The 12,721-nt window shown below is 28.4% G+C and carries 15 protein-coding genes; 12 read left to right on the top strand and 3 right to left on the bottom strand.

Features of this window, described 5'->3' with window-relative positions; genetic code table 11:
• Positions 1-85: 85 nt before the first annotated feature.
• From E6248_RS07325 to E6248_RS07275, 11 genes are all read left to right on the top strand, one after another.
• Positions 86-769: a DUF554 domain-containing protein gene (locus E6248_RS07325; protein WP_316340165.1), complete on the top strand. Its 684-nt coding sequence runs from the start codon at positions 86-88 to the stop codon at positions 767-769.
• Positions 770-952: 183 nt separating this feature from the next.
• On the top strand, positions 953-1,642 hold the full coding sequence (locus E6248_RS07320; protein WP_316340164.1) for a DNA alkylation repair protein: 690 nt from the start codon (positions 953-955) through the stop codon (positions 1,640-1,642).
• A 122-nt stretch (positions 1,643-1,764) separates the two neighbouring features.
• Positions 1,765-1,893: a hypothetical protein gene (locus tag E6248_RS07315; RefSeq protein WP_316340163.1), complete on the top strand. Its 129-nt coding sequence runs from the start codon at positions 1,765-1,767 to the stop codon at positions 1,891-1,893.
• Between the two features lie 39 nt (positions 1,894-1,932).
• Positions 1,933-2,544 carry a cyclase family protein gene (locus tag E6248_RS07310; protein ID WP_316340162.1) on the top strand — a complete coding sequence of 204 codons (612 nt, stop codon included), beginning with the start codon at positions 1,933-1,935 and terminating at the stop codon, positions 2,542-2,544.
• A gap of 374 nt (positions 2,545-2,918) precedes the next feature.
• Entirely contained in the window at positions 2,919-4,808 is a 1,890-nt protein-coding gene (locus E6248_RS07305; protein ID WP_316340161.1) for an endonuclease MutS2, read from the top strand.
• A gap of 367 nt (positions 4,809-5,175) precedes the next feature.
• On the top strand, positions 5,176-5,619 hold the full coding sequence (locus E6248_RS07300; RefSeq protein WP_316340160.1) for a MarR family transcriptional regulator: 444 nt from the start codon (positions 5,176-5,178) through the stop codon (positions 5,617-5,619).
• Positions 5,620-5,773: 154 nt separating this feature from the next.
• On the top strand, positions 5,774-6,655 hold the full coding sequence (locus E6248_RS07295) for a pirin family protein (RefSeq protein ID WP_316340159.1): 882 nt from the start codon (positions 5,774-5,776) through the stop codon (positions 6,653-6,655).
• 158 nt (positions 6,656-6,813) lie between these two features.
• Positions 6,814-7,680: an HAD family hydrolase gene (locus E6248_RS07290; RefSeq protein ID WP_316340158.1), complete on the top strand. Its 867-nt coding sequence runs from the start codon at positions 6,814-6,816 to the stop codon at positions 7,678-7,680.
• Positions 7,681-7,849: 169 nt separating this feature from the next.
• Positions 7,850-7,981, top strand: a complete 132-nt coding sequence (locus E6248_RS07285; protein ID WP_316340157.1) for a hypothetical protein — start codon at positions 7,850-7,852, stop codon at positions 7,979-7,981.
• A 132-nt stretch (positions 7,982-8,113) separates the two neighbouring features.
• Complete coding sequence (locus E6248_RS07280; protein WP_316340156.1) at positions 8,114-8,467, top strand: hypothetical protein; 354 nt, start codon at positions 8,114-8,116, stop codon at positions 8,465-8,467.
• A 215-nt stretch (positions 8,468-8,682) separates the two neighbouring features.
• A complete protein-coding gene (locus E6248_RS07275; RefSeq protein WP_316340155.1) occupies positions 8,683-9,516 on the top strand; it encodes a helix-turn-helix transcriptional regulator in 834 nt (277 codons plus the stop codon).
• 229 nt (positions 9,517-9,745) lie between these two features.
• On the opposite strand, the gene cdd is transcribed toward E6248_RS07275, so the two are convergent.
• Both cdd and E6248_RS07265 read right to left on the bottom strand, forming a co-directional pair.
• Positions 9,746-10,162, bottom strand: coding sequence for a cytidine deaminase (gene cdd, locus E6248_RS07270; protein ID WP_316340154.1), 417 nt, complete (start codon positions 10,160-10,162; stop codon positions 9,746-9,748).
• A 153-nt stretch (positions 10,163-10,315) separates the two neighbouring features.
• The gene (locus tag E6248_RS07265) at positions 10,316-11,203 is read right to left on the bottom strand and encodes a PHP domain-containing protein (protein WP_316340153.1); all 888 of its coding nucleotides are present in this window, start codon (positions 11,201-11,203) and stop codon (positions 10,316-10,318) included.
• A 165-nt stretch (positions 11,204-11,368) separates the two neighbouring features.
• Between E6248_RS07265 and E6248_RS07260 the strand changes: the two genes are divergently transcribed.
• Entirely contained in the window at positions 11,369-12,127 is a 759-nt protein-coding gene (locus tag E6248_RS07260) for a MerR family transcriptional regulator (protein WP_316340152.1), read from the top strand.
• Between the two features lie 68 nt (positions 12,128-12,195).
• On the opposite strand, the gene E6248_RS07255 is transcribed toward E6248_RS07260, so the two are convergent.
• Entirely contained in the window at positions 12,196-12,630 is a 435-nt protein-coding gene (locus tag E6248_RS07255) for a globin domain-containing protein (RefSeq protein ID WP_316340151.1), read from the bottom strand.
• Positions 12,631-12,721 lie beyond the last annotated feature (91 nt).

Genomic DNA, 12,721 nt, shown 5'->3' with positions numbered 1-12,721 from the left:
AATTAGTATAATAAAAAATAGAATATATATTACTAATCTATAAAATTAGTAATAATAAAATTTATTGAAAGGTAACGTATATATAATGATAGGAACTATTACTAACACAGGAGCTATACTTGCAGGAAGCATTATAGGTTTTGTAGTGAAAAAAGGAATTAATGAAAAATATAAAGGAGCTCTCTTTACGGCTATGGGATTAGCTGCAACTGGTCTTGGAATTAATTCAATTGTATCAAATATGCCAAATAGTAAGTATCCGGTATTGTTTATTTTAAGTCTTGCAATTGGAAGCTTAGTAGGTACAATTATTAATCTTGAAGGGAAATTTAATAATTTATCTAGTAAGTATACTTCTAGTAATTTAGGACAAGGATTATCTACAGCAATTTTACTATTTTGTATTGGCACATTATCTATATTAGGACCTATGGAGAGTGCATTAAATGGAGATAATACATATTTATTTACAAATGCTACTTTAGATTTTGTAACATCTATAGTTTTAGCATCTACCTATGGAATTGGAATTGCAATTTCAGCAGTTGTATTATTTTTATGGCAGGGATTCATATATGTATCTGCAGGATTATTATCTGGATTTTTAACCCCTGAACTTCTGACTGAAATATCAGTTATAGGAGGATTTTTAATCGCAAGCTCAGGTTTATCCATACTAAATATTAAGGATTGTAAAACATTGAATATGCTTCCTTCATTACTTATTCCAGTTATTTGGTTTATTATTAAAGGGATTTTTGGACTTTAAATTAAATAAGATGTAATATCAAATCAAGGCGGATATATTAAAGTTAAATCTAGCACTAAAGGTTCTACTTTTTCTATATTTTTACCTAATAAATAATATTTAAAATAGAAGAGGGGTGTTAATATTAACAGTAAAGAAGTTAAAAATAATGTAGATAGTAATGATTTAGATCTTGATGTAATGATGGAAAAGTTAAAAGCGTTAGGTTCTGAATCAATTAAGAATGTATTAATTAAACATGGAATACAAGAGCCATTCTTTGGCACTAAGATAGGTGATCTTAAAAAGCTAGTTAAGTATGTTAAGAAAAATGATGAGCTAGCAAAGGAATTATATAATACAGGTAACTATGATGCTATGTATCTAGCAGGGTTATCAATAAATCCTAAAAGTATGAGTAAAGATGAACTGGAAGGCTGGTTAGATAAAGCATATTGTACAGCTATTGCTACATCTATAGTTTCTAATATAGTAGCAGAAAGTGATTTCGCATTAGAGCTTGCAAGAAATTGGATACAACAAGATAATGAGATTGCTCAGTGCTGTGGATGGAGTACAATATCAAATTATATATCAATTACTGAAGATGAATTAATTGATATAGAAGAAATAAAAGAACTTTTAAATAGCATTGAAGCAAATATTCATAGTAATAAAAATATGGTTAGATATAGTATGAATTCTTTTGTAATAAGTGTAGGTTCATATATAAAGGAATTAAATGAAAGGGCTCTAGAGGTTGCTAAGAACATAGGTAAGGTTAAAGTTGAGTTAGCAACAAAGGGCTGTAAGGTTCCAGTAGCGGAGGAGTATATAGAAAAGATAATTTCTATGAATAGAGTAGGTAAGAAGAGAAAAACTTGTATTTGTTAATTAAATATAGAGAAATAATTTTAAGAGCTATTATTGTATAAAAGTATACAGTAATGGCTCTTATTAATTTTGATGATGATATTTCTAAGGTAAGTATAATTATTTCTAAGATGAGGGGACTTATGAAAAGTATTATTAGAGTTTTATTAACAGTAATTTGTGAATTGTTTTTAATTTATTGTGGACCAAAGACCTTAAGTGATGATTATAATGAAGATGTATTAAATTATAATTTATTTGTTCCTTTATAAGTGGTAAAATAAGTAATAATAAATAAGGGGGGGCAATAAATGATAGTAGATATTACTCAAGTAACTAAGATAGGTAAGGAATACAGAGATGGTTCTGCACCTTTAAAGGTTGAAAAGGTAACTAGGGAAAGTAAAAGTGGTAGTTCATATATTACTACTAATTTTTCTTGTGATGTTCATAATATGGGAACCCATATAGATGTAATGTCAGCAGATGCCTATATAAGTGAAGATAGACTAATAGCTGAAGGAATAAAGTTTGATGTATCTCATATAACAGATAGAGAAGTTACATTAGAAGACTTAGATTTATCTATAGTTAAGGAAGGAGTCTATGTTTTCTTCCAAACAAACTGGGATAAGTATTTAGAAGATGATGAAAAATATAATAATCATCTTGATATTTCTTTTAGTGTAATAGAATATTTATCTAGTAAAAAGGTTAATATGATAGGAATAGATGCTTTAGGTTTAGGAAAAGGAAGACTCCATGGAGAAATAGATAGGTTTTTAGGAAGAGAAGGTAAGTACTCTATAGAGAATCTTACTAACCTAGATAAGATACCTGAGTCTAACTTTAAGGTGTATTGCTTGCCAATAAAAGTAGAGGGTATAGATGCATGGCCAGCAAGGTTATTGGTAGAGTTTTAGTTAATACTTGAGTAATAAGATAGAATTGGTATATAAAAATAATTGACAATATAGCAGTTCTTAGAATATATTAGAGAAGATAGATTTCAAAAAGAAGTGAGGGAAGTTTGTGAGTGTTTAGTATCAAATAGTTAACTTAATATTGATTCCAAAAAGAGAAGGTTTTATAACCTTTATTTGTTGTGGAATTAATTAGACTATATTGATACAAGTCCGCGAATGAAATTACAAGGGGTATAGTATACCTTTCTTTATGATTGAATTTTTAGCTGTGGAAGTATCCGCAGCTTTTTATATTTTTAAGGGGTTTAAAATATGAAATCTATCTAGATTTCGTGACTTGTATGTATCTAATGCAAGAAAGGAAAATAAAAATGGATAAAACAACATTAGAAAAATTAAATTATTATGAGCTAAAAGAAATAGTCAAAGGATATTGTATAAGTGGTTTAGGAAAGTCATTGATAGATAAGCTTGAGCCAAGTAGTAATATAAAGATTGTAAATAAAAGATTAGATGAAACTTCAGAAGGAAGAAGACTTTTAGAAGCTTCATATCATATACCTTTAAGCGGAATATTTAATATAGCGCCTCATATTGAAAAAATAGAAAAAGGTTCATCCTTAGATCCTGAAGATTTAACTATGATATCTGATTTCTTAAGAGGATGTAATAAGATAAAAACATTTATGAAAGATAAGGAAGGTTATGCTCCTACATTAAGTAGTTATGGAGAGAGTATTACAGATTTAAGCTATATAGAAGAAGAAATAAATAGGTGTATAAGAGGTTCTATAGTAGATTCAAATGCTAGTAAAGAACTTAAAAAAGTAAGAAGACTTATAGATGAATGTGAAGGTAAAATAAGAGAAAGATTAGATAAATTTTTAAAGAATAGTGATAATAAAAAGTATATCCAGGAGTTCTTTATAAGTAAGAGAAATGGAAGATATACTATTCCAATAAAATCATCTTATAAAAATTATGTTAAGGGAGTAATTATAGAATCTTCATCTAAAGGGACTACAGTTTTTATGGAGCCTGAAGTAATATCAAGATATACTTCTGAATTAGCTAATTTAAAAATAGAAGAAAGCATTGAAGAATATAAGATACTTGGAATGCTTACTGAAATGATTAATGAAAGGATAAGAGATTTAAAAATAAATATAGAAGTAATAGCAGAATATGATATGATTTGGGCTAAAGCTAAGTACAGCAATGAGATATCAGGAATAAAGCCTAAGTTAAATGATTATGGATATATCAAAATAGTAAAAGGTAAATATCCACTGCTTAAGAATGCTGTACCTCTTGATTTTGAGATTGGAGAGGATTATAGAACATTAATTATTACTGGCCCGAATGCTGGAGGTAAGACTGTAGTATTAAAAACAGTAGGCATTATAACCTTAGCTGTACAATCAGGCTTTCATATAGAAGCTAAAGAGGGAACTGAAATTTCAGTATTTAATAATCTTTTTGTTGATATAGGAGATAATCAAAGTATAGAAAATGCCTTAAGTACATTTTCTTCACATGTAAAGAACTTAGCTGAAATTATTAAACAAAGTACAAAATCTACTTTATTGTTATTTGATGAAATCGGAAGTGGAACAGAACCTAATGAAGGGGCAGCACTTGCTGTAGCAATATTAGAAGAATTATATCACAAGGGATGCATTACAATAGCAACTACACATTATGGTGAAATTAAAAATTTCTCTGAGGGGCATCCTGATTTTGAGAATGCAGCTATGGAATTTAAAAAAGATACACTTGAACCATTATACAAACTTCATATTGGTAAAACAGGTGACAGTAATGCCTTATATATTTCAAAGAAGATGGGGATTTCAGATTCCATAATAGAAAGAACAAGAAAGTATATAGAAACTAAGGATTACAATTATGATTTAATTAGATCTAGCAAAGTAATAAAGAAGAGAGAAGAAGACCTAGAAGTTGTTGAAGCAAGATATAACTATTGTGTTGGAGATAGAGTTATTCTTTTAGATAAAAATGATAGTGCCATAGTATATAAAGAAATAGATGATTTAAATAATTTAGTTGTCCTTTACAAAAATGATTTTATAGAAGTTAATTATAAAAGAGTAAAATTAGATGTTAAAGCTAGTGAATTATATCCAGAAGGTTATGATTTAAATCAGCTATTTACAAGCTATAAGGAAAGAAAATTAGAGCATGATATAAGCCGTGGTTCTAAAAAGGCATTAAAGAAAATAAGAAAAAATTCTATATAGTTTTAAAATGTGAATATAACATAATGATATGTATTAACTTTCCGATTTTTAAATAATTTCGAATACAATTCTAAATTTAAGCTATCTAAGCTGGCTAAATTTTTATAACTCTCTTTGCTCAGTCAATAAAAATTCTTAACGCCATCTTAGCTATCTTAAATAAGAATTGTAGTTTCTCATTATAATAAAATCTCTAATTTAATACATATCATTAATGTTAAAAACTCCTTGAATAATTTAAACTTGGGGATGCAAGCCTACTAAAGGAAGAAATTCAGACGAGCTGAATTTCAATAATTATTATTAATTTTACATTGTGAAATATTACTGTATTGACAATATCACTAATTAGTGATAAATTGTATTTATGGATAATATAAAAGATTTACTTGAAGAAAATAAATTAGCTTTATCTACTTTAGTTGTTTTTACAAGAGCAGAAAATGCAATTCATAAACGTGAATACGAAACAATTAAGGAAAGTGGATTAACTATATCTCAATTTGGAGTTTTAGAAGCTCTATATAATAAAGGTGACCTGAGAATATGTGAGTTAATAGAAAAAATGTTAACTACATCAGGAAATATAACAGTAGTTATAAAGAACTTAGAAAAGGATGGACTTATAAAAAGAAATATAGACCCTGAAGATAAGAGATCTTGCATAATATCAATAACGGATAAAGGGAAGGACATAATAGAAAGTATATTACCAAATCACATTAATAATATTAAAAATATTTTTGATATTTTAAGTGATGAAGAAAAAATTACTTTAAAAAATATACTAAAAAAGTTTAAGAATATATAAGTTGTAATTAAGATTCTACATTTTATAGAAGTAGTTTATATTTAAACTATTTAAGGTGATAAGTTATCTAAACAACTTATATAATATTTTTAAACAAATATCACTAATTAGTGATAAATTTAATTGTTAATGAATTAAGAGAGGGATGTTTATAATGAAACAATATAGATCAATAGAAAATATATTTAGAGGACCAATGCCACATATGGTTGGAGATGGCTTTAAGGTAGCACAGTACTTACCAGCAGGGGTAAGTAGGATGGATAGATTATCACCATTTTTCCTTTTAGATTATCATGCGCCACATTACTATGAACCATCACCAGTTAGACGTGGTGTAGGAGCTCACCCACATCGTGGTTTTGAAACTGTAACAATTGCTTATGATGGAAAAGTTGAGCATCATGATAATAAGGGAAACCATGGGATTATAGGACCAGGAGATGTTCAATGGATGACAGCAGCTTCTGGAATTATGCATAAGGAATATCACGAAGAAGAGTTTAGCAAGAATGGTGGAACTCTTCATATGATTCAACTTTGGGTTAACCTACCAGCTAATAGAAAAATGTCAGAACCTAAGTATCAACCTTTATTAAAAGAAAATATGGGAGCTATTAAGCTAGAAGATAATCAAGGAGAAATAAGTATTATTGCTGGAGAAGTTCAAGGAGTTAAGGGACCAGCTAGTACATTTACTAATATAAATCTTTACAATGTAAATTTAAAAAATAAAGGGAAAATAACATTAAATGAGCCTAATAACTTTAATACTGGAATAATGGTATTAAAAGGAGATGTCAAGGTAAATGGAGATAAAATAGCTAAGGAAAGAGACTTTGTTATATTTAATAATGAAGAAGGAGATATCCTAGTTGAATCACTAACTGAAGATTCATTATTTGTTGTATTAAGTGGTGAACCTATAAATGAACCAATTGAATCATATGGACCATTTGTAATGAATACAAGGGAAGAGCTGTATGAAGCTTATGATGATCTTAGAAATGGTAAGTTTGGCACAACAGAATTTTAATATAGATATTAATTAATAACTAATAGAGCTAGCTTTAAGCAATTATTATATTTGCTTATGGTTAGCTTTATTTTTTAAGATTACTTGACTTAGAGTCAACTCCAAGTGTTAAAGTTAATATAGAAATATATAAGGGTAAATAGAGAGAGGAAAGTATTATGAATAATAAAATTATATTTTTTGATGCAGATGGGACAATAGTTAAAGGAAACAATATATCGCTACTAACTGTGGAAGCTTTCAAGAGGCTAAAAAAGAATGGACATATATTAGTATTAAGTACGGGAAGAGCTATACCTGCTATAGATGGTGTTCTTAAAGATATGAACTTTGGAAATACAATATGCTCTGGTGGAGGAGTAGTTGTAATAGGAGATGAAATAGTGTATTCAAGGCCAATGTCTAAAGAAAGCCAAAAGGAGTTATTAGATTACTTTGATAAACATAATGTCTTATATAATTTAGAAGCTAATGACTATATTTATATTAAAAAAGGATATAAAGAAAAATATCTAAGATTATTTCAATTACCGGATAAAAAAACTGTAACTATAGAGGAGTATAGCAAGTATAAAGCAATGCTAGAAAAGGTATCAAGTAGAACTAAGGAAGTTGACGATGCCATGGAAATAGATATTAATAAGTTACATTATTATGCTGCAGATATATTATATGATGGAGGGGAATGCCCTATTTCCTATGATGATTTGGAAAGAGATCTAGGTGAAAAATATAAATGTGTTCCACTTTCTTTAAGTAAATTATTTGCTGGTGGAGAGATATGTGAAAAAGGAGTTTCAAAAAAGGGTGGAATGGAAGTTATTCTAAAACATTATAAAGTTAATAAGGAAGATATATATGCTATTGGTGATGACTATAATGATATCGAGATGTTGGAGTACGCTACTACTAGCATAGCTATGGGTAATGCTCCTAAGCAGGTTAAAGATATGTGTGACTATGTAACAGATGATGTTGATAACGATGGGTTTTATCATGCAATGAAGCACTTTGGATTAATTTAAATCTTCAATACCTGTATTATTGAAGATTCAAAACTAACTAATAATTTTTAAATAATTTAAATTCAATCATATGACTTATTCTCATTTTATAAAAATATTATTTAATGAACTGACTCTAAAAGCATCTAAATACAAGTATGCAACCAAGTATGGAATAGGTTTTTATATTATGAATTCTTGGATAGAGGTTGATTATGAGGGGATGTATGCTGGAATAATTTTAATAAGTATTTTGGGAATGATTATGTTTAAGGTAATAGATGTTATACAAAATAAAATATGCAAATGGCAGATGAAATAAAGGAGGACTAGTTTGGTCCTTCTCTTTTATTATTAAAGATTCTTTATTTTTTAATTAATAAAATAGATTTAATTCAATAGTGTCCCTTTTATTAGCAATGAATATCATACTATTAGAAAGGAAGTGATATAGTTGAACTATGACAGAGATGATAAGAATAATAACTTACAGGAGTTATTTGATGAATGTAAAAACTTAATGGACTACCATATTATTTTAGTAATGAAAGATGGTACTTCGTTTGATGGAGTTATTGACAAGGTAGATTCTAATGGTGTAATGATGATGGTTGGAGAGGATATATTATATGATGATGACGATGATCAAGGTCAATATAATACTCAAAGACAGTTTAATAGACCAAGGAAAATGAGAAGGCATAGACGTTTCAGACGAAGGGGCTTTCCTTTTAACTCGATTTTTAGGGTATTCCCAATACCTTACCCATATCCATTCTACCCAATAGGTCCATTTTCTCCATTTTAGAAATACTTAATATATTTAAGAAGAGGAGTACTTAACCAATAATACTATAGAATTAGAAATCATTATAAAAAATTAACCCTTGTTACTTTAAAGAAATAAATTAAAAGAAAATATAGTATTTTAGCTAGTTGCAACTAATAGTTGACAAAAAGAAATGGCTAGTTGGTAGATAAAATTGCCCCACTTTTATATAATTTCTATAGGAGGTGGGGCAAATGAATTTATCAGCAAAATTACAATTGTTAAGAAAGAAAAATGGTTTATCTCAAGAAGAGTTGGCAGAGAGATTAGGTATATCTAGACAGGCAATTTCTAAGTGGGAATCTGGACAATCAACACCTGATTTAAATAAGCTTATTTTACTATCAGAAATTTATAATGTTACCATTGATAGTTTAGTTAAAGATAGTGATGAATATGATATTTTACAAGGCTCATTTAATAACAATAAAATTGACGATAGTGATAGAAAAAATACAAGTGATGATAGTAAGAATACTCAAATAGTAATTAATTTGGGTTCAAATAGAATTGAGTATGAATATAAGAGTAAAAGAACGTTATTTGGATTGCCTCTAGTTCATATAAATCTTGGAAGAGGAATTAAGAAGGCAAAGGGGATAATTGCCATAGGGAATATATCTTGTGGAGTAGTATCTGTGGGACTTTTATCTTTTGGTATTTTTAGTTTTGGGGTATTATCAATAGGTTTAGTTAGTATTGCTGCAATAGCCATAGGATTGCTACTTGGAGTAGGGGCTATTGCAATCGGAGCTTTTTCAATAGGAGCTATATCTATAGGTGTTTTCTCAGCTGGAGCATTAGCTATTGGGAAGTATGCTGTAGGAGGTGGAGCAATAGCCTCAGATATAGCAATAGGTGATTATGCCAAAGCTAATATAGCTATAGGGAATAGAGTAGATGGATTAAGGGCTTTATCATTAGAATCATCTAAGGAAGAAATTAAAAGAGTAATTAAAGAAGAATATCCTAATATAAAAAATTGGATCGTTGATTTAGTAAGTTACTTTGCTAGTAACTTTAATTAATAAAAGTATATAGAATTATAAAAAGCAAAAAATATCTCGTAATTAAAGTTGGAGAAGGAGTTAAAGCTTTTAAAGAGGGGAATATTAAATTATGTTATGAACATTTAAGAGAAATGAAAAGTATTTCTGAGGATGTTACTAAAGTAATTGATAAGATAAGAATATAGGGTATTTTAAAAGGCAGGGTATTGGGTACACTGCCTTTGCTTATATATCTATAAAAACTTTATTAATCTAAATCCTTGCCTGTAAATCCTAAAGGTAAAAGTTCTTCTAGGGTATATTCTTTAAATTCATCCTTATTTTTTGCAAGATAAATTTTAAAGGTTTTAGGATTGCAGAACTCAGCAATTACTTGTCTGCAAACTCCGCAAGGAGCACAATAATCAGTTTCTTCAGCATCTGCTTTATTTCCTACTATTGCAATTGCAAGGAAATCCTTTTGACCTTCAGATACAGCCTTAAAAAAAGCAGTTCTTTCAGCGCAATTAGTTGGAGTAAAAGCTGCATTCTCTATATTACAGCCTAGATATATCTTACCATTTGTACCAAGTAGTGCTGCACCAACATTAAAGTTAGAGTAAGGAGTATAAGAAAACTTTTGAGCTTCATAAGCTTTTTCGACTAATAGTTTTGCATCAATCATAAATTTCACCTGACACTTTCCTTAATAATAAAAATAATATTTACTTTAAATGTATATAACATTAAATGGATTATAATTATAGCACTATTAAAATACCCTTACAAGGAATCTTTTTAAAGAAAACAACTTATCCTAAGGTAGAATATATAAATTCTAGTTACCAAATATTAAATCAGGGTTCTTACATAAATAATTTCCTATTTCATATTCAAATTCACCTAATTCAATGTTAGGTTTATTTTTACCATGAAAATCTGTTCCACATGTAATTAACAACTTATTCTTTATAGCTTTATTATAGAAAAAGTCTATAGTTTCCTTTGAATGATATGAACTAAATACTTCAATACCATCAATTCCTTCTGCAATTAAATCATTAATGATGTTTAAATTGTTTTTTAAATTGTTTCCAGGATGAGCTATAATTGCTATTCCACCATTATCTTTTATCATTTTAATAGCTTCTGATAAACTAATATATTCTATATGAACATAAGCTGGTTTTCCTTGAGAAAAGTAATCCCAATAAAAATTAACATAAGGCATATCGCTTTTTTTTCCACCAGCCCTATATGGGTTTAGTATTTCTGAATCTTTATTTCTTTCATCTTCTAGCAATACTTCTGCAATTAACTCACCAGGTATTATTCCATTTGTAGCTTTATTTAATACATCTTCAGCATCTAAATATAAGTTAGTAGCCTCTTTAATTTTTTCTATTCTCTTTATTCCTGCTTTTTGCTCTTCCTTGATTATATTTTCTTCTAAATCAGCAAAGCAGCTTTTAGTAAAATCAAAATTATATCCTAAAAGATGTAGATTTAGTCCATTGTACTGGCAGTCAATTTCAATTCCAGGTATATATGAAATATTTTTTCCATTAATATATTCTAAAGCAACATAATTGGCTTTTACAGAGTTATGATCTGTAATTGAAATAAGATTTAAACCATTTTCAATAGCTTTATCAATTATTACTTCAGGACTAAACTCTCCATCATCACTGAAATATGAATGCATATGCAAATCTAATTTTTTCATAAAATATCTCCTCTATAATATTATTTGTAAGATTAGTATAACATCTTAATTGAAATTAATAATTTCATTAGTTGAAAGTTTGTAATTTATTTTGAAAAAAATAAAAAACTTATTGACATTAACGCAACGTAAAGGATTATTATTAAGTTGTAAGGAGGAATGAAGATGGAATATACAATTAAAAAGCTAGCTGAGATGGCAGGTGTAAGCACTAGAACTCTTAGGTATTATGACGAAATTGGTTTATTAAAGCCTTGTAGAGTTAATTCTTCAGGATATAGAATCTATGGAGAAAAAGAAATAGATATACTGCAACAAATTTTACTTTATAGATCAATGGATATTAAACTTGAGGACATTCAAAATATAATTGCTAACCCTAACTTTAACATTTGCCAATCATTAATTGAACATCGAGAAAGCCTCATTTCTAGGAGAAATCAACTTGATCAATTGATTTTAACTGTAGAAAAAACTATTGAATATAAGAAAGGGGAAATAAGTATGTCTAATAAAGAAAAGTTTGAAGGTTTTAAAAAGGAAAAGTTAAAAGAAAACGAAGAAAAGTATGGAAAAGAAATTAGAGATAAATATGGTAAAGAGACAGTAGAAGCATCTAATAAAAAGTTCATGAATTTAAGTGAAGAAGATTTTAATGAAATGCAAAGGTTGGAATCTGAAGTCTTCGAGAATCTATTAAAGGTATCTGATAGTGGTGATTTAGATTCAGAAGAAGCTAAGAAAGTATATGAAAATCATAAAAAGTGGCTTTGTTTCTCATGGCCTAGCTACTCTAAAGAAGCTCATGCTGGATTAGCAGAAATGTATGTAGCAGATGAAAGATTTGCAAAGTATTATAATGATAAGGCAGGTAAAGAAGTAGCAGAAATCCTAAGAGATATAATTGTTAAATATGCAAGATAGTAATATATCAATAAAATAAAAATAAAGAAAAAAGATGAAATTCAGAGAAGTGAATTTCATCTTTTTATTTATTTTGAAGAATATATTTTCTTCTCTACATCTATAAATATTTCAGCAAGAACTCCATAAGTCTTTCCCCAAGCATCTATAATTTCATCTGTTGCAGCATCACCTAAGACTTCTTTTATAGCATCTAGTAAGTGTTTGCCAACTATAGGATAATGCTCTGGTTTAACATTAGAGTTACAGTGTCTCTCAGCTATTTTATTTACCACTGGCATTATTGCAGGTAAGTTGTCTATGTTTTGAGCAGAAGCTAATATAGACATAGCTAAAGCTTTTGGCTGTTCTCCTGATGATTGTCTATCCATATCAAATAAAGGTGCTACTTCTGGGTTTTTTTCAAACATATTCTTATAAAATGTAGTTGTTATATCTACTCCATGAACTTTTAAAACTGGAATTGTACTCTTAATTATATCTATTGTTTTTTGATCTAACATAATTTCTCCTTAGCTAAGGTTACGTATTAAGCATGGAAGAGATAACTGATTATTCAAATTTTGAATTAGTTAATTACCTTTTCAGCATTTC

Origin of the sequence: Clostridium sp. (assembly GCF_032552055.1) — a bacterium.
Taxonomy (GTDB): Bacteria; Bacillota; Clostridia; order Clostridiales; family Clostridiaceae; genus Clostridium.
This window is presented reverse-complemented; position numbering and strand designations above follow the sequence as displayed.

Excerpts from the sequence above, each read along its gene's own strand:
- E6248_RS07290 (WP_316340158.1), top strand. The coding sequence starts at position 6,814 with ATGAATAATAAAATTATATTTTTTGATGCAGATGGGACAATAGTTAAA.
- cdd (WP_316340154.1), bottom strand. The coding sequence starts at position 10,162 with ATGATTGATGCAAAACTATTAGTCGAAAAAGCTTATGAAGCTCAAAAG.
- E6248_RS07265 (WP_316340153.1), bottom strand. The coding sequence starts at position 11,203 with ATGAAAAAATTAGATTTGCATATGCATTCATATTTCAGTGATGATGGA.
- E6248_RS07300 (WP_316340160.1), top strand. The coding sequence starts at position 5,176 with ATGGATAATATAAAAGATTTACTTGAAGAAAATAAATTAGCTTTATCT.
- E6248_RS07285 (WP_316340157.1), top strand. The coding sequence starts at position 7,850 with ATGAATTCTTGGATAGAGGTTGATTATGAGGGGATGTATGCTGGAATA.
- E6248_RS07275 (WP_316340155.1), top strand. The coding sequence starts at position 8,683 with ATGAATTTATCAGCAAAATTACAATTGTTAAGAAAGAAAAATGGTTTA.
- E6248_RS07320 (WP_316340164.1), top strand. The coding sequence starts at position 953 with ATGGAAAAGTTAAAAGCGTTAGGTTCTGAATCAATTAAGAATGTATTA.
- E6248_RS07255 (WP_316340151.1), bottom strand. The coding sequence starts at position 12,630 with ATGTTAGATCAAAAAACAATAGATATAATTAAGAGTACAATTCCAGTT.
- E6248_RS07310 (WP_316340162.1), top strand. The coding sequence starts at position 1,933 with ATGATAGTAGATATTACTCAAGTAACTAAGATAGGTAAGGAATACAGA.
- E6248_RS07260 (WP_316340152.1), top strand. The coding sequence starts at position 11,369 with ATGGAATATACAATTAAAAAGCTAGCTGAGATGGCAGGTGTAAGCACT.
- E6248_RS07315 (WP_316340163.1), top strand. The coding sequence starts at position 1,765 with ATGAAAAGTATTATTAGAGTTTTATTAACAGTAATTTGTGAATTGTTT.
- E6248_RS07305 (WP_316340161.1), top strand. The coding sequence starts at position 2,919 with ATGGATAAAACAACATTAGAAAAATTAAATTATTATGAGCTAAAAGAA.
- E6248_RS07295 (WP_316340159.1), top strand. The coding sequence starts at position 5,774 with ATGAAACAATATAGATCAATAGAAAATATATTTAGAGGACCAATGCCA.
- E6248_RS07325 (WP_316340165.1), top strand. The coding sequence starts at position 86 with ATGATAGGAACTATTACTAACACAGGAGCTATACTTGCAGGAAGCATT.